19 protein-coding genes are annotated in these 20,890 nt (G+C 62.7%); 2 read left to right on the top strand and 17 right to left on the bottom strand.

Annotated features, from left to right (window positions below):
* Together cydB and MMS95_RS09470 are read left to right on the top strand one after the other, a co-directional pair.
* Positions 1-1,008 carry a cytochrome d ubiquinol oxidase subunit II gene (cydB, locus tag MMS95_RS09465; RefSeq protein ID WP_004934617.1) on the top strand — a complete coding sequence of 336 codons (1,008 nt, stop codon included), beginning with the start codon at positions 1-3 and terminating at the stop codon, positions 1,006-1,008.
* Between the two features lie 14 nt (positions 1,009-1,022).
* Positions 1,023-1,175 (top strand): DUF2474 domain-containing protein, encoded by a 153-nt coding sequence (locus MMS95_RS09470; RefSeq protein ID WP_015378180.1) that lies wholly within the window; start codon positions 1,023-1,025, stop codon positions 1,173-1,175.
* 9 nt (positions 1,176-1,184) lie between these two features.
* On the opposite strand, the gene MMS95_RS09475 is transcribed toward MMS95_RS09470, so the two are convergent.
* The 17 genes from MMS95_RS09475 to MMS95_RS09555 form a co-directional block, all read right to left on the bottom strand.
* A complete protein-coding gene (locus MMS95_RS09475) occupies positions 1,185-1,451 on the bottom strand; it encodes a hypothetical protein (protein WP_033632804.1) in 267 nt (88 codons plus the stop codon).
* Positions 1,448-1,672 (bottom strand): hypothetical protein, encoded by a 225-nt coding sequence (locus tag MMS95_RS09480; RefSeq protein ID WP_004934623.1) that lies wholly within the window; start codon positions 1,670-1,672, stop codon positions 1,448-1,450. The genes MMS95_RS09475 and MMS95_RS09480 overlap by 4 nt, the downstream gene beginning before the upstream one ends.
* A 106-nt stretch (positions 1,673-1,778) precedes the next feature.
* Positions 1,779-2,864 (bottom strand): acyl-CoA desaturase, encoded by a 1,086-nt coding sequence (locus tag MMS95_RS09485; RefSeq protein ID WP_166445191.1) that lies wholly within the window; start codon positions 2,862-2,864, stop codon positions 1,779-1,781.
* Positions 2,861-3,943, bottom strand: a complete 1,083-nt coding sequence (locus MMS95_RS09490) for an acyl-CoA desaturase (protein ID WP_242141600.1) — start codon at positions 3,941-3,943, stop codon at positions 2,861-2,863. Before MMS95_RS09490 ends, MMS95_RS09485 begins: the two co-directional genes overlap by 4 nt.
* A complete protein-coding gene (locus tag MMS95_RS09495) occupies positions 3,936-5,069 on the bottom strand; it encodes a sterol desaturase family protein (RefSeq protein ID WP_166445192.1) in 1,134 nt (377 codons plus the stop codon). The genes MMS95_RS09490 and MMS95_RS09495 overlap by 8 nt, the downstream gene beginning before the upstream one ends.
* Positions 5,066-5,683 (bottom strand): phosphatase PAP2 family protein, encoded by a 618-nt coding sequence (locus tag MMS95_RS09500; protein WP_048323926.1) that lies wholly within the window; start codon positions 5,681-5,683, stop codon positions 5,066-5,068. Before MMS95_RS09500 ends, MMS95_RS09495 begins: the two co-directional genes overlap by 4 nt.
* Complete coding sequence (locus tag MMS95_RS09505) at positions 5,680-6,966, bottom strand: F390 synthetase-related protein (protein WP_166445193.1); 1,287 nt, start codon at positions 6,964-6,966, stop codon at positions 5,680-5,682. Before MMS95_RS09505 ends, MMS95_RS09500 begins: the two co-directional genes overlap by 4 nt.
* Positions 6,963-7,769: an MBL fold metallo-hydrolase gene (locus MMS95_RS09510; RefSeq protein ID WP_048323931.1), complete on the bottom strand. Its 807-nt coding sequence runs from the start codon at positions 7,767-7,769 to the stop codon at positions 6,963-6,965. The genes MMS95_RS09505 and MMS95_RS09510 overlap by 4 nt, the downstream gene beginning before the upstream one ends.
* On the bottom strand, positions 7,762-8,778 hold the full coding sequence (locus MMS95_RS09515; protein WP_049277985.1) for an NAD(P)-dependent oxidoreductase: 1,017 nt from the start codon (positions 8,776-8,778) through the stop codon (positions 7,762-7,764). The genes MMS95_RS09510 and MMS95_RS09515 overlap by 8 nt, the downstream gene beginning before the upstream one ends.
* Entirely contained in the window at positions 8,775-9,782 is a 1,008-nt protein-coding gene (locus tag MMS95_RS09520; RefSeq protein WP_033632796.1) for a 3-oxoacyl-[acyl-carrier-protein] synthase III C-terminal domain-containing protein, read from the bottom strand. The genes MMS95_RS09515 and MMS95_RS09520 overlap by 4 nt, the downstream gene beginning before the upstream one ends.
* 273 nt (positions 9,783-10,055) lie before the next feature.
* Positions 10,056-10,733 carry a respiratory nitrate reductase subunit gamma gene (narI, locus tag MMS95_RS09525; protein WP_015378190.1) on the bottom strand — a complete coding sequence of 226 codons (678 nt, stop codon included), beginning with the start codon at positions 10,731-10,733 and terminating at the stop codon, positions 10,056-10,058.
* 2 nt (positions 10,734-10,735) lie between these two features.
* Positions 10,736-11,458 carry a nitrate reductase molybdenum cofactor assembly chaperone gene (gene narJ, locus MMS95_RS09530; RefSeq protein ID WP_015378191.1) on the bottom strand — a complete coding sequence of 241 codons (723 nt, stop codon included), beginning with the start codon at positions 11,456-11,458 and terminating at the stop codon, positions 10,736-10,738.
* Complete coding sequence (gene narH, locus MMS95_RS09535) at positions 11,455-12,999, bottom strand: nitrate reductase subunit beta (RefSeq protein WP_242141601.1); 1,545 nt, start codon at positions 12,997-12,999, stop codon at positions 11,455-11,457. The genes narJ and narH overlap by 4 nt, the downstream gene beginning before the upstream one ends.
* A complete protein-coding gene (locus MMS95_RS09540; protein WP_160125570.1) occupies positions 12,996-16,757 on the bottom strand; it encodes a nitrate reductase subunit alpha in 3,762 nt (1,253 codons plus the stop codon). Before MMS95_RS09540 ends, narH begins: the two co-directional genes overlap by 4 nt.
* Before the next feature lie 455 nt (positions 16,758-17,212).
* Complete coding sequence (locus tag MMS95_RS09545; RefSeq protein ID WP_228392523.1) at positions 17,213-19,081, bottom strand: carbohydrate-binding protein CenC; 1,869 nt, start codon at positions 19,079-19,081, stop codon at positions 17,213-17,215.
* A 2-nt stretch (positions 19,082-19,083) separates the two neighbouring features.
* Positions 19,084-19,827, bottom strand: a complete 744-nt coding sequence (locus tag MMS95_RS09550) for a glycosyltransferase family 2 protein (protein ID WP_015378195.1) — start codon at positions 19,825-19,827, stop codon at positions 19,084-19,086.
* Between the two features lie 7 nt (positions 19,828-19,834).
* Positions 19,835-20,890: a glycosyltransferase family 4 protein gene (locus MMS95_RS09555; protein ID WP_242141602.1), complete on the bottom strand. Its 1,056-nt coding sequence runs from the start codon at positions 20,888-20,890 to the stop codon at positions 19,835-19,837.

Below are 20,890 nucleotides of genomic sequence, written 5' to 3' on the forward strand. Positions count from 1 at the left end.
ATGGGTATCGATCTTCCGCTGATTTGGTTTGTGATCATCGTGTTCAGCACTATGATGTATGTGGTGATGGACGGTTTCGATTTGGGCATCGGCATCCTGTTTCCGTGGGTGAAAGAGAGCGGCGATCGCGATCTGATGATGAACACCGTCGCCCCAGTGTGGGACGGCAATGAGACCTGGCTGGTGCTGGGCGGTGCGGCGCTGTTCGGCGCCTTCCCGCTGGCCTACTCGGTGATCCTCGACGCGCTGGCGATCCCGCTGACGCTGATGCTGATCGGGCTGATTTTCCGCGGCGTGGCCTTCGAGTTTCGCTTCAAGGCGACGCCGCAGAAGCGCCATATCTGGGACAAGGCGTTCATCTGGGGCTCTCTCTTCGCCACCTTCAGCCAGGGGGTAGTGGTGGGTGCCGTGATCAACGGTTTCCCGGTCGAAGGCCGCACCTACGCCGGCGGCGCGCTGGACTGGCTGACGCCGTTCGCGCTGTTCTGCGGGCTGGGGCTGGTGGTAACCTACGCCCTGCTCGGTTGCACCTGGTTGGTGATGAAAACCGCCGGCGATCTGCAGGCGCGCATGTATTACCTGGCGACGCCGCTGCTGGCGATCCTGTTGCTGGTGCTGGCCGCAGTCAGTATCTGGACGCCGATCGCGCATCCGGAAATCGCCGCCCGCTGGTTTACGCTGCCGAACCTGTTCTGGCTGCTGCCGGTGCCGCTGCTGGTGCTGCTCAGCGCCTGGGGCATTCAGCGCGGGGTGAAACGCGGCGCGCACTACTCGCCGTTCATGCTGACGCTGTTGCTGGTGTTCCTCGGCCTGAGCGGGCTTGGCATCAGCATCTGGCCGCACCTGATCCCGCCGGCCATCAGCCTGTGGGACGCCGCCGCGCCGCCGCAGAGCCTCGGCTTTATGCTGGTGGGCGCGCTGTTCATCATCCCGATCATCCTGGTCTACACCTTCTGGAGCTACTACGTGTTCCGCGGCAAGATCAGCCATGAGCACGGCTATCACTGAGGAGGGAGGACGCTATGCAAGATAAAACGGCAGCCGTCGCTCCGGCGCCCTGGTGGAAACGCATCGGTTGGCTGGTGATCATCTGGAGCGCCAGCGTGCTGGGGCTGTTCGTGGTCGCCTCGCTGTTCCGCCTGCTGATGACCGCGGCGGGCATGAAGTCGCATTAACGCGGCGCCTTATCTGGACGCGCTGTTGGGAAAGTAAAAAGAGACCACCAGCGTGACCAGCGGCAAGGCGCCGATCTTCACCAGCTCGAACACTTGACCGAGCGCTTCGTTTTTGTCCCAATATGCGTGGGCGGCGAATACGCCCACGCTGACCGCAAATATCCCGCACAATACCTGGCGCGCCAGGCGCAGCCGCTCCATTTCGTCGAAGACCAGCGAAGGATCCAAATACAACCTTTCAGCATCGAGCTGCGGGCGCTCATGTTGCGGCTTCATGGAAAAATCCCCACCACCACGGCGACTGCCTCCAGCCCCTCGTCGCTTTCACGCACGATACCGAGGCGGGAACCATCCTGTTTCATCCACTCACGGTCGGCAATCGTCATCAAAGCAAACGCCAGGCGTATGACGTCGGTTTTGGCCATCCCGTGACGCCGGGCAATATCGTTCAAACTGTCGTCGATTTCATTGGATAACCGAATCGGTAAACTCCGCATACTCCACCTCCTGTGGCCATTGATTCACCGGGAGAAAGTCTACTGGAAGGGTAAATATCGTTCAATTAGTGAACTGCGTAACGCCTCGCATAACCCGCATGCAACGCTAGTGCGGCTTGCGCCCCATCGCGCTGAGGAAGCGCTGCTGCAGGCGCAACAGCTCCTCTAGCTCAAGCAGCCGGTAGTCGATGCCGAAACGCGGCGCCACCTCGCCGATAATGCGGCTCAGCGCCGGGTAATGGCGGTGGCTCCAGTGCGGGAACAGATGATGCGTCAAATGCAGGTTCGCCCCGCCGAGCCAGTACCCCAGCCAGCGCGGCCGGGTCAGCCAGTCGAAGGTAGTGGCGAACACATGATGATACCAGCCGTGCGGCATTGCGCCTTGTTCTGGCGCCTGGTAGAAGTTGGCCTTGGCCCAGTGGGTGCCGATGATGAGCATCACGAACAGCAGTGAAGAAAGCATCTGGCTCAGCAAATAGACCAGCAGGATTTGCCCGATGCCGATAGCCGGCGGCAGCAGCCAGAACGGGATCGCCAGCGCCAGCAGCAGGTGCGCCGCCTTCCCCGCCAGAAACCCGATCCAGCCGCGCACGCCCTGCTGCGCCATGCGCGCCGCCACGCGGGTGCGGCCCGCCCTGTCCAACCAATCGAACAGCCAGATGTAGTACGGAAAAGTCAGCGCCGCCACCAGCGGCCAATAGTAACGCTGCGCGCGCATAAAGGGCCGCCAGCGCTGGAACGGCGTTTGCCGCAGCACGCCGTTGGCGTCGATGTCGGGATCGTAATGTTCGATATTGTTATGGGCATGATGGAACAGCACGTGCCGCACGCGCCAGCAGTCGGGATCCAACCCCAGCGGCACGCTCACCAGGGCGTTCAACCCGCGGTTGGCCCAGGGGCGACGGAAAAATGCGTTGTGCGAGGCGTCGTGCACCACGTTCACCGTCAGGAACATGCCGATAAAGATAAAACCGAAATAGCAGGCGAAAAACGCCCAGCCGTTCTGCTGTTGCAGGCTCAGCCCGTAACACAGGCCGCACAGCGCCAGCAGCAGCGCGACCTTCGCCAGCATGCCGCCGTCGGCGAAACGGTGATCGCCGTTGGCCGCCAGATAATGCTGGGCGGCCTGCATCAGCGCGCGGTGCAACCCGCTGTCGTCGCGCCGATAGGCTAACGGACGCAGCGGTTTCACGGCTGCCCCATAAGGCGCAAGAAGCGCTGTTGCTGCGCCAGCAATTCGCGATAGCCGATGCAGCGGTACGCCATGCCGTGCCGCTGCGCCACCTCTGCCAGCGCCGCGGCCAACGCCGGGTAGTGGCGATGATTCCAGCCGGGGAACAGGTGATGCGTCAGGTGATAGTTCAGCCCGCCGGTCAGGTGCTCCAGCCAGCGCGGCTCAGGTTGCCAGTCGCAGGCGGTGGCGAAATTGTGCCGGTACCAGCCTTGCGGCATGCTGTCACCTGCCGGCGCCGGGTAAAACTCGGCCTGCGCCCAGTGGGTGCCCAGCAGCAGGAACACCACCAGCAGCGAGGCGCACATCTGACCGACCGCATAAGCCAGCAATACCCAGCCCCAGCCGATGCCGTGCAGGTGGCCCACGACCAGCGGCGCCACCAGCACCAGCGCCAGATGCGCGAGCTTGCTCAGCACGAACAGCGCCCAACCGCCGCATCCCGCCAGCACGCATTTTTCCCGCAGCGGCGTTTTATCGAGCCGATCGGACCAATCGAAAATCCACGCGATGTAGGGCAAGGAGAGCGCGGCGATCAGCGGCCAGTACAGATGCTGATAACGCATATGCGGTCGCCAGCGCTGGAACGGCGTCTGGCGGAAAAAACCGTTCTCTTCGGTGTCCAGATCGTAGTGTTCGACGTTGGCGTAAACGTGGTGGTAATCCACATGCCGCGTGCGCCAGTAGTCCGGATCGACGCCCAGCGGCAGCGTCACCAGTCGCCCCACCAGGCGATTCGCCCAGGGCGCGCGCAAGAAGGCGTTATGCGAAGCATCATGGCTGACGTTGACGTTAAGCAGCATGCCCATGGCCACGAACAGGAAATAGCAGAGGAAAAACGCCCAGGGCTGGTGCTGCAGCAGACTCAGCGCGTAAAACCCGGCGCACAGCGCCAGCAACAGCGCAGCCTTGGCCAATCGCGCAGCATCGGCATAGCGATGATCGCCCGCCAGGCAGGCGTGCGCCGCGCGCTTAAGATCGCGGTGGAATGCCTGTTCGCCATCGGCGGGAAAACGCAGCGGCGGCAATGATTCAGCCATGCGTTTCCTCCACGGCGGCCGGTGCGGCTACTCTTCCCCAGCCCAATGCGACGCACAGGGCATGCAACGCCACGGCGGCCATGGCGATATGCCAATAGCGCTGCGGCCAACCTAGATAGCCGATAAACAGCAGCGGCATGCCCAGCGCGACCAGCAACCAGACGGCGCTCGCCCAAGGTCGCCCTTCCGTCATGCCGCCCAGCGCCACCGAGCCCAACGCCAGCAGCGCCAGCAGCGCCATTTGCGGCCAGCTGATGTCGCCGTAGCCGTAACCGTATTGGTAGACGTAACCGACCACCAGCGAGAACAACAGCATGGCGCCGCTGAAAACGCTGAGCGCCGAACGGCGGTCGCGCGGCCGGCCCGGCGCCGGGCGCCAGGCCAAACGGAAATAGCGCAGGAACGGCAGATTGCTCGCCCAGAACGGGTTGGCGGACGGCCTGTCGCCGCTGACGCCGTAGCTGAACGGCGTGGTCGGCAATGCCGGGCAGAAGGTGCCGAACAGTTTGTCCCAGAAGATAAAGCTGCCGCCGAAGTTCTTATTGGAATAGGCCATGTCCTTGACGTGATGCACCCGGTGATGCGCCGGCGTGACCAGGATTTTTTCCAGCACGCCAAGCTTCGGCGTCAGCGCATTGTGGTTAAACAGTTGAATGCTGTAGTGAAAAATCGAGACCGCGACGAACACCGACAATGGCACGCCCGCCAGCGCCAGCAGCAAAAAGAACGGGATCGACGTCAGCGACGAATACCAGGAGTTGCGCACCCCCAGCGACAGATTGAAATGCTCGCCCTGATGGTGCACCACATGCACCGCCCACAGCAGGCGGAAACGATGATGCAGACGGTGCAGCCAGTAGAAACCGAAGTCCCACGCCAGCAAAGCGAACAGCCACATCAACAACGGCGGCCAGGCGTCCACCAGCCCCAGGCTGAAATGCGCGGCCACGTAGCCGTAACAGGTGATCTCCAACCCACGGAACAGCCACAACATGATATGGCCGGAGTTCAGGTTGAACACCAGATCGTGCCAGTTGACCGGCTCGCGACGCCCCCACTGCAGCGCCACCGCCTCGGCCACCACGATGAACAGCATGAACACTATCGGCAACGCCAGATCGCTCATCCCATTTCTCCTTTAACCACGCGCCGGCGCAGGGTGTTCATACGCAGGGCCAGCCAGCCGGCGAACAGCGCCAGCAGCGCGCCGCCGGCCAAATCGACAAACAAATGGCGGCGCAGTTGCAGAATCGAGAACGCGATCGCCGTGCCCCACAGCATCCACAACGCCGTGCGCACTTTGCGCTCGCCGTCGCTCAGCGCCCACACCGCCAGCACCGTCAGCGCCATATGCAACGAAGGCAGGCAGTTCTGCGGCGAATCCACCTGGGTTAACGCCGCCAGCAGCTGCGCGCTGATCCCGACGCCATCGTTCTGCGGATAGGCCATGGTGGTCGGCCACAGCAGGTAAACCGCCCCGGCGCCCAGCGCGGTGAGCTGCATCGCCCGCGTCAGCCATGTGATCCGCTGCAGCGGCGCCAGCAGATAGCCCGCCGGGACGATGAGGAAGAACGACAGGTAGAGCCATATGGCCGCCGGGTTGAACGGGATCGCCCGGTCAAGCGCCGACGGCGGCAACAGGGTTCCCGCCCCCTGCAGGCGATCGGTCAGACTATACACCACCCCGACCGTCCCCCAGCCGAGCAACATGTGCCCTAGTCTGAACAGCGTATTTTTCATGCCTCCTCCGCCTGGCGCACGATGCGCCGCCGCTTGCGATCGAACTGCGGCAGCACCGCCTGCGCCGTCAACCGCCATTCGAGGCGCTCGGTGGCGATGCCCTGGCGAGCGAACAGCGCCATCAGCTGCGCCTGGCAGTGCGCCAATTCAGACTGGCTGCAATCGGCAATCAATTCCAACCGCCGTTCACCGCGCTGGATCAGGCGATAATCGCTGCTCAGCGGCAACGCATTGGCGATCGTTCGGCTGCAGGCATCGGCGAACACCGCCTGCGGTTGCCGCCGCGCATCGGGCAGCATCAGTTGATCGTCGCGCCGCCCCTCGATACGGGCGATCGCCCGCGTCGGCTGCCCGCACGGGCAGGGTTCCTTGCGCAACACCAGTACATCGTCCAGCCGATAACGCACGATCGGCTGCGTACTGCGGGTAAAGTCGGTGATCAACGGCGTAAAACGCAGTTCGTCGATCCACTGCGGTTCGATATGCAAAAACTCTTCGTTCAGATGCAGCGTACCGTGCGCGCAGGTCGCGGCAAGAAATCCTTCGGTGGCCTGATACACTTCGCCGACCGCCGGAAATACCTGCAGCAGCAGGCGGCGGTCCTGCTCTTCCAGCACCTCGGCCACCGAGATCGCTTTTTTGACCGGCAACTTCACCTGTCCGGCCAGCACCGCCAGCGCCAAGGCGCGCAGCACCTGCGCCGGGGCCACGATGATGCTGGGCGCCTGCCGTTCCAATGCGGGCAAATGCTCGCTGAACGGTGCAAGCAGATCGTAAAACGCCAGGCTCAGCCAACGGTTGTTCACGCTGTGATAGAGATTATTGTCCGCCCGCAGAAACAGCGCAACGCGCTCGCCGGCCAACAGACCGTCCGGCAGCATCTTCGCCAGCATGCCGCCGGCCCACACCTGCTGTTCGCGCGGGCTGACGACAAACACGCCGCGCTGCCCGGAGGTGCCGGACGACAATCCGACGCTGTAGCGCCCGATCTTCGGCGTGAAATCGCGATCCGCCTCGCTGCGCTGCGCGCAGGCCAGCACCGCATCGCGCTGCAGCCCGGCGGTGTTCATCCGGTCGAACTGCGCCATCATCAGCGCCTTGTTCATCTGCGGCCATTCGGCGAACGGCCGGCGACTGAAGCGTTGAAAATAGGGGCTCTTGCTCAGCACCCGACGGGCGAAGCCCGCGAGCTGCCGGGCCTGATGCGCCTCCAGCGCCGCACGATCGCCAAAGCGCAGGCGCCGGGCGCGGAAATAGTGCCAAAGGGTCATGAACGGGATCACAGGTCCCCCTCGTGGCACAGCAAAATGTTGACCTGGCCGCCCGCCCACAGCTGGTTGAGCCGCTCCAGCGTGCGGATGTACGCCGCCGCGTCGTCCATCACCAGATTGGCCAGGCGCGAAGGCCCGCGCAGCGTCTGGTAACTCTGCGGAGACCAGGCGGCGTCGCTGGCCAACAGCGTCCAGCCGGCGTCGGTGAGAATAAAGGCGCCGATATGGCCGGCCGCATGCCCCGGCAGCGGCACCAGCACGATCTGCCCTTCGCTGCCCGGCAGCGCATAGCCGCGCTCGAACGGCGCCAGCAGCGCAGGCAACGCCACCGAGGGAAAAGCTTCCATAAACTGCAGGTTGCTCTCGAAATCCGCCGGGATCAGGCCGGGAATAAAGGCGCGCTTCAGCGCCGCGAAACCGCGCAGCCCGCGGGTTTGCTGCCAGCCTTCGCCGGAGCAAATAAAGTCGAGTTGGCTGAAATCCTGCAGCCCGGCGATGTGATCGGCGTGAAAATGCGAGACGATGAGCGCCTGAATATCCCCTTTGGCGTAACCGGCTTCGCGCAGCTGATGCGCCAACGACTCGGCGGGATCGAAATAGACCGGCGTCATCCGGCGATACAGGCTGAACACCCCCGACTGCGTGTGCTGCTGAAAATAACGCGCGTAGCCGGTATCCCACAGCCAGCGGCGCTCCCCCACCTCCAGCAGATAGGCGCGCGCCGGGAATTTGCACACCCGGAACCCGGCGCCGCGCAGCGCCATGCAGCCGATATGCGTGCAATAGCCCACTTCAAAAACGGTAACCTTAGCCATGCTGTATGCCTCCTTGCCGCCGCAGCCACTCGCCGGTCAGACGAATGCCCTCTTCCATCGAATAACGCGGCTGATAGCCCAGCTCTTCGATCGCACGGGTCTGGCTCAGCGTCATGTCAAAATGCACCGCCGCCACGCTGTAGCGCGTCAGCAGCGGTTCCTTGCCGCTCAGCGTCGCCCACAGCTCCATGCCGCCGGCCAGCGTATGCAGCAACGGATAGGGCACGGCCTGCAGCCGGTAGTGCAGCCCCAGTTCCTGACGCAGCAGCGCATCCAGCATCTCCGCCAGCCGCTGCGGCTGGTGGTTGGTGATGTTGTAAACGGCGCCGGACGGCAACCCGCGCTGCCGACTGGCCAACTCCATGGCGTGCACCACGTTGGGGGCGAAGGTCAGGTCCAGCAGCGCTTGCCCACCGCCGGGCAGCCGCAGCACGCCGCGATCGCGTTCGAGCTGCTGCAACAGCCGCGGCACGATCACCCGATCGTGCGGGCCAAACAGGCCGCGCGGCCGCAGCATAATGTAGGTGGTTTGCGGGTAGATCTTCGCCTGCGCCAACAGGCGTTGTTCGGCCGCATACTTGCTGGCGGCATAGTGATTGGCGAAGCGACGGGCACGATAACCTTCGTCAAGATCGTAATGCGGCTGAAAATCGAAGTAGATTGCCGGCGTGGAGATATGCACAAAGCGCCGCACGCCGCAGCGCCCCGCCGCCTCCGCCAGCCTCTCCGTCGCCGCGGCGTTGATGCGGTGAAACTCCGCTTTGCCGCCCCAGGGTGAAGACTTGGCCGCACAGTGCCACACCCACTCGCAGTCGGTGACGAGCTGCCGACACTGCTGCGGCGTGGCCTGCGCCAGATCGAGCGCGCAAAACTCGGCGCCCAGCTGACGCAACGCTGCGCCGGCCCGTTCATCGCGGCCGGTGGCGCGCACCTGATGTCCGGCCTCCAGCAGCCACTGCGCCGCGTTGCGCCCCAGCCCGCTGGTCGCCCCGGTCACCAGCACCCTCATGGCAACAACACCATGCCAGCCAGCGCCAGCCCGGCGGCGGTGCCGATCAGCATCACCGGCTGGCCGGGGTTGAAGCGCCCGGTGGTCACGGCGGCATGCAGCGCCGTCGGGATGGACGCCGCCACCTGGTTGCCGTGGTGGCGATAGATATCCACCAGCGCCTCGCTGGAAACATGCAGCCGCTTGCGCATATGTTCGAGCGACAAATGGCTGGCCTGATGCGGCACCACGGTGGCGATCTGCGCCAGGGTCAGGCCGCTGGCGCTCAACAGCCGATCGAGGTAACCCTCAATCAGCGCCGACGCCTGGCGGAACAGCGGCTTGCCCTGCATATGAAACAGGAAGTCTTGCTCGCACATGCCGGCGCGCGGGTTGCGCCGCGTGCCGCCGGCGCGGATTTCGCACAGTTCGCTGCCGGCGGGATAGGTCTCCACCAGGCTGGCGAGGATGCCGCTGGCGCCGTCGCCGCGCTCCACGATGGCGCAGGCGGCGCCGTCGCCGAAGATCAGCGACGACTCTTCGTGCTGCCAGTCGATGCCGCGTGAAGCGAGATCGGCCGAGACGATGGCGATGCGTCGGTACGTCCCGGCGTTCAGCAGCCCCGCCGCCACCTGCAGCGCAGAGATAAAGCTGACGCAGCTGCTGTTGATGTCGAAGCCCGGCGTGCCCGGCGCCAGCCCCGCCACCTTGAGAATGTGCGCGGCGGTGCACGGCAGCGCCTGCACCGAAATCGCCGAGGCAGAGATCAGCAGATCGATAGAGGCTGCCGGAAGGGCGCTGCGAGCCAGCGCGTCTTGCAGCGCGGCGGCGGCGAGTTCGGCCTGGCTGGCATCGTCGGCGGCGTGATAGCGGTAAACGATGCCCGAGCGTTTTTCAACGTAGCCGGCCGGTTTCCCCAGCCGAGCGTCGAGCGCAGAGGACGCCACGCGGTTAGACGGCAACGCGGCCCCGGTGGCGATGATTTTCAGAGGCAGCAGCTCGGGTGAGCGTAATTGTGTGGTCATTATTGTTATTGATTAACCTGACTATCCATAAAGCGATTCTCCCGTACGGCGCGAAGGCCACACGGATCATCCCCGGTTTTTATGTCCCAAAATGCCTTTCATCAAGGCGGTATCTCTTGTTATCGGCTACCACAGGCCGACGTCCGTCGGCGGAAGCATAAACGTAACATAACTGAGATAGTGAGTTTACGACAAGGTGACGAGAATGGGCAGACGGCGGGGGAATTATCGGAATAGCGCCGCCGCTGGCGATCGGCGGCGGCGGGGTCAGGCTCAGCGGCGGTTGCGCACCAGCTGGTAACGGCGGGTCAGGTACTCTACCGGCGCACTCCAGATATGCACCAGGCGGCAGAACGGGAACAGCACGAACAGCGTCATGCCCAGCACCATGTGCAGCTTGAAGATAAGCGCCACCCCTTCCAGGTGCGCAGAAGCGCCGGCGTGGAAGGTCACCACCGCCTGCGCCCAGGCCACCAGCTTCATCATTTCGCTGCCGTCCATATGCTGGGCGGAGAACGGAATGGTCAGCAGGCCGAGACACACCTGCACCACCAGCAACGTCAGGATCAGGATGTCGGCGAAGCTGCTGGTGGCGCGCACCCGCGGGTTGGCCAACCGGCGTTTGAGCAACAGCGCGCCGCCGATCAGCGTCATCAGGCCGCAGGCGCCGCCGGCGATCATCGCCAGCTTCTGCTTCACGTCGATCGGCAGAAAGGCCTCATACATCCAGTGCGGCGTCAGCATGCCGAGGAAATGGCCCGCGAAGATGCCGATAATGCCGATGTGGAACAGGTTGGACGCCAGCCGCATGCCTTTTTTATCCAGCATCTGGCTGGAGCCGGCGCGCCAGCTGTATTGCCCGTAGTCGTAGCGCAGCCAGCTGCCGATCAGGAACACCGCGCCGGCCAGATAAGGGTAGATGTCGAAGAAGAACTGATTCAAAAATTGCATGATTAGCGTCCTTTGGTTCCGGTTAACGCATCCGTCAGGTCCAGATACTGTGGCGCCACCGCGCCGGCGAAGCGCCGCTGGTGCACCGTCTGCTGGGCGGAGGCGCAGCCCTGCTCGCCGAGAAATTTGACCTGCTCCTCTTCCCATACCGCATCCAGCGCCTGCGGCGTATCGTCGCGCGCCTCTTGCGCCACCTGCGTCTTCAGCGCCTGCGCCTGCGCATCGCTGCCGGACAGCGCCAACAGCAGATCGAACAGCACCGCATACGGGCTTTCGCGCTGCTGCAAGCGCGCGCCCAACAGCGCCAGGATCGGCGCAATGTCCTGCAGCCCTTCCCGCGCCTGCGCCGCGCTGCGGCTGGCCAGATACTCCAGATACAGTGGCAGGAAATCCGGCAGCTCGCGGCTGTCGATCTCCAGCCCGGCGGCGCGGTACTGCGCCATCAGGTCAACCATCGCCTGGCCGCGATCGCGCGATTCGCCGTGCACGTGTTCAAACAGCAGCAGCGAAGTGGCGCGGCCGCGATCGAACAGTTCGCAATAATCGGCCTGCGCGTCCAGCAACGGGCGCGCACACAGGCGGCGGATAAACAGAATCAGCTGCGCGCTGTGGCGCAGATCCAGCTCGCTGGCCGGCTCCAATGCTTCGATCAGCGCCTGCTGATGGTCAAACAGCGCCTGCTCCGGGTAATCCAGCAGGCGGGCGATCACTTTCAGGCTGATCATGAGGCATCCTCCGGCCGCGCGGTTTTCGCGGTCACGTCAATGGCGTCGATACGGCGGCTGTTGAACAGATTGAACTTGCCGTCGCTGCCGTGGCAGCCGTCGCCGAAGCTGAAACCGCAGCCTTTGCTTTCGGGGAAGGCTTCGCGCGCCAGTTCGCGGTGGCTCGACGGCACCACAAAGCGATCTTCATAGTTGGCGATCGCCAGGTAGCGATACATCTCCTGTGCCTGCGCTTCGCTCAGACCGACCTGCTCCAGCGCGCTGGTGTCCACCACGCCGTCGATGGTTTCCGCCCGTTTGTAGTGGCGCATCGCCAGCATGCGCTTCAGCGCCAACAGTACCGGTTCGGTATCGCCGGCGGTCAGCAGATTCGCCAGATACTGCACCGGGATGCGCAGGCTCTCGACGTCCGGCAATACGCCGCTGTGCGCCAGTTCGCCGGCGTCGGCGGCGGACTGAATCGGCGACAATGGCGGCACGTACCACACCATCGGCAGCGTGCGGTATTCCGGATGCAGCGGCAGCGCCAGCTTCCAGTCCATCGCCATTTTGTACACCGGCGACTGCTGAGCGGCTTCAATGACGCCCTGCGGCACGCCGTCCGCCAGCGCCTGGGCAATCACCTTCGGATCATGCGGATCGAGGAAGATATCGAGCTGGCTCTGGTACAGATCCTTGTCGCTCTCCACCGCCGCCGCCTGCTCGATGCGATCGGCGTCGTACAGCAGCACGCCGAGGTAACGAATGCGGCCGACGCAGGTCTCCGAACACACCGTCGGCTGCCCGGCTTCGATGCGCGGGTAGCAGAAGATGCACTTCTCGGACTTGCCGCTCTTCCAGTTGAAGTAGATTTTCTTGTACGGGCAGCCGGTCAGGCACATGCGCCAGCCGCGGCACTTGTCCTGGTCGATCAGAACAATGCCGTCTTCGCCGCGCTTGTAGATCGCCCCGCTCGGGCAGGTGGCGACGCAGGCCGGGTTGAGGCAGTGCTCGCACAGGCGCGGCAGGTACATCATGAAGGTGTTTTCGAACTGGCCGTACATCGCCTTCTGCAGGTTGTCGAAATTTTTATCCTGCGAGCGTTTTTCGAATTCCCCGCCGAGGATCTCCTCCCAGTTCGGGCCGCTTTCGATCTTGTTCATGCGCTGGCCGGTGATCAGCGAGCGCGGGCGCGCCACCGGCTGGTGCTTGCCCTGTTTGGCGGTGTGCAGATGCTGATAGTCGTAATCGAACGGCTCGTAGTAGTCGTCCAGCGCCGGCACGTCCGGGTTGGCGAAGATTTTCGCCAGCACGCCGACGCGGCTGCCCATGCGCGGCTCCAGCTTGCCGTTGATTTTACGGATCCAACCGCCCTTCCACTTCTCCTGATCTTCCCAGGCGTGCGGATAGCCGACGCCGGGTTTGCTTTCCACGTTGTTGAACCAGGCGTATTCCATGCCTTCGCGGCTGGTCCAGACGTTCTTGCAGGTGACCGAACAGGTGTGGCAACCGATGCACTTGTCCAGATTCAGCACCATGCCGACTTGCGAACGAATTTTCATTTGTGGTTCTCCTGCTGACTGCCCTGCGCGTAGTCGTTGCCTTCATCGTCCAACCAATCAATACGGTTCATCTTGCGCACCACCACGAACTCGTCGCGGTTGGAGCCGACGGTGCCGTAGTAGTTGAAGCCGTAGGCCAACTGCGCATAGCCGCCGATCATGTGGGTCGGCTTCGGACAGGCGCGGGTCACCGAGTTGTGGATGCCGCCGCGTTGGCTGGTGATCTCCGAGCCCGGCAGATTCACGATGCGCTCCTGTGCGTGGTACATCATGGTCATGCCGGCCGGGATACGCTGGCTGACCACCGCGCGCGCCGTCAGCGCGCCGTTGGCGTTGAAGGCCTCGATCCAGTCGTTGTCCGCGATGCCCAGATCTTTGGCGTCGTCTTCGCTCAGCCAGACGATCGGCCCGCCGCGCGACAGCGTCAGCATCAGCAGGTTGTCGCTGTAGGTGGAGTGGATACCCCACTTCTGGTGCGGCGTCAGGAAGTTCAGCGCCTTCTCCTTGTTGCCGTTCGGCTTGCTGTTGAGCAGCGGCCGCGCGGCGCGGGTATCGATCGGTGGCCTGTACGCCAGCAGGCTTTCGCCGAAGGCGCGCATCCACTCGTGGTCCTGATACAGCTGCTGGCGGCCGCTGAGGGTGCGCCACGGGATCAGCTCGTGCACGTTGGTGTAGCAGGCGTTATAAGAGACGTGCTCGTCTTCCAGGCCGGACCAGGTTGGGCTGGAGATGATTTTGCGCGGCTGCGCCTGAATGTCGCGGAAGCGAATTTTCTCGTCTTCCTTGTTCAGCGCCAGATGCCGGTGATCGCGGCCGGTAACGTTGCTCAGCGCTTCCCAGGCTTTCACCGCCACCTGGCCGTTGGTTTCCGGCGCCAGCGACAGGATCACTTCCGCCGCGTCTATCGCGCTCTCGATCTTCGGCCGCCCCGCCGCCGGGCCGTCGGCCTTGACGTAGTTCAGCTGCTTGAGGAAATCGACCTCGGTCTGGGTGTTCCAGCTGATGCCCTTGCCGCCGTTGCCCAGTTTGTCCATCAACGGCCCCAGGGAGGTAAAACGCTCGTAGGTGGCCGGGTAATCGCGCTCCACCGCGATGATGTGCGGCGCGGTTTTGCCGGGGATCAGTTCGCATTCGCCTTTCTTCCAGTCCTGCACGCCGTAAGGCTGCGCCAGTTCGGCGGCGGAGTCGTGCTGGATAGGCAAGGTCACCACGTCGGTTTCCTGGCCCAGATGGCCGACGCACACCTCGGAGAAGGCTTTGGCGATGCCCTTGTAGATTTCCCAGTCGCTCTTCGAATCCCAGGCCGGATCGACCGCCGCCGACAGCGGATGAATGAACGGGTGCATGTCGGAGGTGTTCATGTCGTCTTTTTCGTACCAGGTGGCGGTCGGCAGCACCACGTCGGAATACAGGCAGGTGCTCGACATGCGGAAATCGAGCGTCACCACCAGATCCAGCTTGCCTTCGCCGCCCTGCTCGCGCCATTCCACTTCCTGCGGCTTCACGCCGCCCTGCTGGCCGAGATCTTTCCCCTGGATGCCGTTCTCGGTGCCCAACAGGTATTTGAGCATGTATTCATGACCCTTGCCGGAAGAGCCCAGCAGGTTGGAGCGCCAGACGAACAGGTTGCGCGGGAAGTTCTGCGGATTGTCCGGCTGCTCGGCGGCAAAGCCCAGCGCGCCGCTCTTCAGGCTGTCGACGGTAAATTCGACCGGCGACTGGCCGACGGCGCGGGCCTGCTCCGCCAGGCGCAGCGGGTTAGCGCCCAGCTGCGGCGCCGACGGCAGCCAGCCCATGCGCTCGGCGCGCACGTTGAAGTCGATCAGGCTGCCGCCGAAGCGCGATTTGTCCGCCAGCGGCGACAGCAGCTCATCGGCGCCGACGGTTTCATAGCGCCATTGGCTGGAATGGTTGTAGAAGAACGAGGTGCTGTTCATGTGGCGCGGCGGGCGTTGCCAGTCGAGGCCGAACGCCAGCGGCAGCCAGCCGGTTTGCGGCCGCAGTTTTTCCTGGCCGACGTAGTGCGCCCAGCCGCCGCCGCTCTGGCCGACGCAACCGCAGAAGATCAGCATATTGATCAGGCCGCGGTAGGTCATGTCCATGTGATACCAGTGGTTGACGCCGGCGCCGACGATGATCATCGAACGGCCGTGGGTCTTCTCGGCGTTTTGCGCGAATTCGCGGGCAATGCGGATGATGTTGTGGCGCGATACGCCGGTGATCTGCTCAGCCCAGGCCGGGCTGTAAGCCTTGACCTCGTCATAGTCGGCGGCGCAGTTGGCGTCGCCCAGTCCGCGCTCCAGGCCGTAGTTTGCCAACGTCAGATCGTACACGCTGGTCACCAGCGCTTCGCTGCCGTCCGCCAACTGCAGGCGTTTCACCGGCAGCTTGTGCAGCAGGATCTCGTCCAGCGCCACGCTGTTGAAATGCTCGCTGTCGGCGCCGCCGAAGTACGGGAAACCCACCTCGGCGACGTCGTCATGCCTGCCCAACAGGCTGAGCTGCAGCTCGACTTCCTGTTGCGCCTTGCCTTCGCGCTGTTCCAGGTTCCACTTGCCCTTCTCGCCCCAGCGGAAACCGATGGAGCCCTGCGGCGCCACCAGCTCGCCGCTGCGGCTGTCGATAGCGACGGTTTTCCATTCGGGATTGTTTTCCTGGCCCAATCCGTCCACCAGATCGGCGGCGCGCAGCAGGCGGCCGGCGGCGTAGTGGCCGCCTTCACGCGGCTCCAGCAGCACCAGCATCGGCATGTCGGTATAACGACGCACATAGTCGCGGAAGTAGCCGACTTCGCGATCGAGATGGAACTCTTTCAGCATCACGTGGCCCATCGCCAGCGCCATCGCGCTGTCGGTGCCCTGCTTCGGATTCAGCCAGTGGTCGCACAGCTTGGCGACTTCGGCATAGTCCGGCGTCACCGCCACGGTTTTGGTGCCCTTGTAACGCACTTCGGTAAAGAAGTGGGCGTCCGGGGTACGCGTTTGCGGCACGTTGGAGCCCCAGGCGATAATGTAAGAAGAGTTATACCAGTCGGCAGACTCCGGCACGTCGGTCTGCTCGCCCCAGGTCATCGGCGAAGCCGGCGGCAGATCGCAATACCAGTCGTAGAAGCTCAGGCAGGCGCCGCCGATCAGCGACAGGTAGCGGGCGCCGGCGGCGTAGGACACCATCGACATCGCCGGGATCGGCGAGAAGCCGATAATGCGGTCCGGGCCGAAGGTTTTGGCGGTATAGACGTTGGCGGCGGCGATCAGTTCATTGACCTCCTGCCAGCTGGAGCGGACGAAACCGCCGCGGCCGCGCGCCACCTTGTAGCTTTTGGCTTTTTCCGCATCGCCGACGATAGAGCCCCAGGCTTCGACCGGATCGCTGTGCTGCGCTTTCGCTTCGCGCCACAGCTTGAGCAGGCGCTTGCGCATCAGCGGGTATTTCAGCCGGTTGGCGCTGTAAAGGTACCAGGAGTAGCTGGCGCCGCGCGGGCAGCCGCGCGGTTCATGGTTGGGCAGATCGGGCCGGGTGCGCGGATAGTCGGTTTGCTGGGTTTCCCAGGTCACCAGACCATTCTTCACGTAAATCTTCCAACTGCAGGAACCGGTGCAGTTCACGCCGTGGGTGGAACGCACCACTTTGTCGTGCTGCCAACGGCTGCGGTAGCCGTCTTCCCAGTCGCGGTTGGTGTTCAAGGTCTGGCCGTGATCGCCAGAAAAAGGCTCCGCCAACTGCTTGAAATAGCGGAAACGGTCTAAAAATTTGCTCATCCGGAATGCTCCTGAAGGCTCTTGTCGTTATAAGAAGACATGCTCAATCTGCCGCCAGCCTACTGACGGCCAACCGGCGGCAAATTGATTGCGATCAAGAGAAAGCGGGAGGCGCCGCGCGCGTCGGCTGAGAAATACCACCAAAGTATAGGTGTGAAAGATTAAGTTAATTGATTGAATTAAAACGAGTAAAACAGAATATAGAAATAAAGGTGGGCAGGCGGGAGGCAAGGCGAGGTATTTGGGGGTAGGACGCGGGAGAAACCTCCCGCGTCAGACTGTTGACAAAGGGGGAAAAAGCGTGGTTTTTCCCCCTTTGTGGTGAGCGGCCGAAAATCAATAAATTGATTTTCCTTGTTTTTTATTTGGTGCTCTCTGCCAACCCGGCAAGGGTATAAGGTTTGTCATCAATCTCACGCGGGAGAAACCTCCCGCGTGATGCTGACTCGTCGCTTTCAGCGTTGAAGCCACAGCGTCGCGGTACCCACGGCGGGCAACGTCAGCTTGACCTCCGTGCCCTCTCCCTGCTGCCGCCAGCCCGCCGGAAGGCGCAAGCGGGTGCTTCCCTCCCGATAGTAAGGATTGGCTACCAGCAGCAAGGCGCGATCGCCCAGAATAAACATCCGCGCCGGCATTTGCGGGTCGCTTCCCGCCAGCGGCGTTGATTTTCCCGTCAGCAGATAAGGGGTGAAGGCGGCGATTTGCTGCGACACGGCAGCCACGCCACGCCAGGTGGCGTCAAACTCCCGTTGGTCGAAGCGGCCGGTTTTACGCTTATAAAACAGATCGGTATAAGAATAAAACAACAGCCCCTTGGCGCCGCCGATCAGCGCCTGCCAGGCCTGATTGCGAATTTCCGCCTCTGACGGCGGATGTGGCTTGCGGCGGGCGTCATAAGCGGCGTGATCCATGATTTGCATCACCACCCAGGCCCCGCGTGCCTGGCGGGCGGCCTGCACCGTCAGTGCGGTATAACGCGTGGTGCGCGTCAGATCGCTATCGTTCCCCACCGGATAAGGGTCGGTCGCCAAAATGTCGCTGCTGTTGAAGTGAGCGTCCAACTCCCCGGTTTTGTTCAGCACCTGGAAAGTCGGATGATCGCCGTCAAGTCGCTTTATTTGCAGGTTTTTTTCCTCGATTTTATCGAGATATTCCGGCCCCAGCTCATCGTTGATGTACCAGGCAAGCAGGTTGGGCTGAGAGCGCAAACGCTGCACGTACCAGGCAGTCAGCGCCGCGTAGTCGCCACCGCGGACGGCCGGCGCGAAGCGGCTGCCGCGGTACTGATCTTTGACGGAGTAAATGACCAACAGCCCGCGCTTGCGTGCGTTGCGGAAAAAGGCGTATGGATCTTTCTTTTCCCCGTAATCATAGTTCAGCACCGTGTTGAATCCCGCCGAGGCGATGCGCGCCAAATGCTCATCGGTAGCCACGTTGGCGTAAATGCCCAACGGGAAAAGCCGTTGACCGTCGCGCAGGGTAAAACCTTCGCTGTCGATCGCCACTTTGGCCGCAGGCTGCCCGACGCGAAAAGACAGCTCGCTGCCCTGAGCCTGGCGGGATTGTGGACCGGTAACCTGCTGACGCAGGCGGTATTCACCCTGGGCCAGGCCGGCCGGCGGTTGGTATTCGATACGGCGTTGTCCTTCAACCTGATAACGGTCGCGGCTACTGTGAACAACCTGCCCCTCGGCATTGAGCAATTCGCTGTCGACCTGCAAATGCTGCGGTTGCGAAGTGACGACCAGCGTGTCAACTTTCCCCTGCGCCGACGCGCCGAGCTGATACAACGCCGGCATAGACGCTCGAGCACAGGCATAGGCGTCGTCAAACCAGGCGGTACCGGTGCTCCCCTTACGCAGATAAACGCCAAAAGTGATTCGCGCCGCCTGCGGCGGCACGGTATAGCTGGCGTTCACCTGCCGCCAGCCGCTGTCGCCGGTTACCCCAGCCGGATAGCTGCCTTCCAGAAAGCGCCCCTGCGCATCAAAGCTCTGCAGATAAACCCCAGCGCCGCCGTCGCGGCTTTGCCCGCGTACGCCGCGAGTCTTGAGCCAGACGCCGAAATCTATCGTCTGTCCGGGCACAACCTGCAGCGCCTGGTTGAAGGTACGGTATTGCGCTACATCTGCATTGTCATAACGCAGACTCCCCCTGCCACTGTGCGTATCGCCGTCGGCCTGCGCGCCCTGCGCTCGCCAGCCGCTGAGCCCCTGCTCAAAGCCGGGGTTGGTCAACAGATTGGGTTGGCAGTTCTGCGCCAGAGCCGCTGCGCCCCACAAGGCGCAACAGCCCAGAGCCGCCCGCCGATACATCCCCCTCATGGTCATTTCCTTTTCACCACGGCATTGAACAGATAGGTGGCGAACAAATAGCAGGATTTCTGGTACGACAGCCCCAAATGCTGACGGTAAATCCGCCATTGCCAGTCCGCAGCGCGGATTTTGTTGCCCGACAGCGAATGAGTAGACAATCGGTAACAGGCCAGCGGTTCGGGAATGCAGTAGGCCAGGCCGTTACGCGCCTTCTGCAGCACCGCCAGCCACATCAAATAGTCCTCATGCCCCACTTTTTGCTGATACACCTTACCGATGCGCTTCTGGTTATAGATGCCGGTGAGATTGCCGATCCAGTTGCTTTTCAACATGTCCTGATAGCCGATAAGCTCATCCGCACCACGGGTGTTTTTGATCAACTTCAGATCGTCTTCGAAGGTGTAATAATGGGAACACACCACGTCATAGCGGCGGGTTTGCAAAATGCTCGCCTGGCGCGACAGCTTGTTGGGGAGCCATACGTCATCACTGTCGCAGAAGGCGATATAATCCCCGCTCGCCGCCTCAATGCCGATGTTGCGCGTTTCCGCCACGCCCTGGTTATGCTCATTGCGTATATAGGTGAGGCGATCGTGGATAAACGGCCGCACCACCTCGGCGGTGTTGTCGGTGGAGGCATCATCGATCACATACAGGTGATAGTCGGTAAATTGCTGGTTCAGCACACCAAGAATCGATTCTTTGATTGAGTTTGCCGCGTTGTAAGCGGGCATTATCACGGATATCTTTTCCATTCGGTCCTCACTCAATGAGCTGTTGCCACTGGGGATAAATACGTTCGGGAGAAAAACGGCGAGACTTATCAAGCGCAGCGACAGAAAAGCGATCGCGCAGAGCCGGATCGCGCATCAGTTCGAGCACGCCTTCGCTGAAGGCGGCGGCATCGTCATCGGGCACCAGATAGCCGTTGACGCCGTTGTCTATCAGCTCGGCCGGGCCGGTCTTGCAGTCGTAGGCCACCAGCGGCAGGCCGAAACTCATGGCTTCGATCAGCACCATCGGCAACCCCTCATAGCGCGACGTCATCACGTACAGGCTGGCCTGGCGATAATAGGCCGCCACGTCGGCGGTGGCCGGCAGCAGGCTCACCTGCTGCTCCAGCCCGGCGCCTTCAATCTGCCGCCGCAGTGCGTCGCGCTCAGGGCCGTCGCCAATAATCAACAGCCGCCAATCCGGCATCTGCGCCGCCACCCCTCGCCACAGCGCGATCAGACGATCGAAGCCTTTCTGATTGCTCAACCGCCCCACCGCCAGCGCCACCTTTTCCTGCAGCGCCGGCGTCGGCGCCTGTGCGCCGAACGGCGAAACGTTCTCGATCACCCGGCATTTCCCGGCGCCCACCCAGCGAGCGATGGCGTCGCTATCTTGCCGCGTCAGGAAAATCACGCGATCGCTCAAGCGGTAAACCAACAACTTCAACCATTTAAATACGCGCGGATACTGGTGAAAGCTGACGTGTTCGCTCAATAACAGCCGGCTGCGGGCACAGAACAAACGTAGAAAAGGCGTCATCACCACCGACAGTTTTCCCATGGAAACGGTAATGATCATATCCGCGCGTTCACGCCGCAGTGCCAACGCCAGCCGCCATGGCCAGAACAGCGAATCGCCGCCGCCACAGCGTAGCCGGACGTTGCTCGCCAGCGGAAAGAAGCTCCGTTCGCCACACAGCGAAAACACCGCCACCTCGTAATTCGGCAGACGCGCCAGCGCATTGGCCAAACCGCTGGCGACCCGTTCAGTGCCGCCCTTGCCCGCCATATTTTCGATGACGATGATTACCTTGCGTGCTTGCAT

The sequence above is a fragment of the Serratia sp. PGPR-27 genome (assembly GCF_022678525.1).
GTDB classification, from domain to species: domain Bacteria; phylum Pseudomonadota; class Gammaproteobacteria; order Enterobacterales; family Enterobacteriaceae; genus Serratia; species Serratia nematodiphila.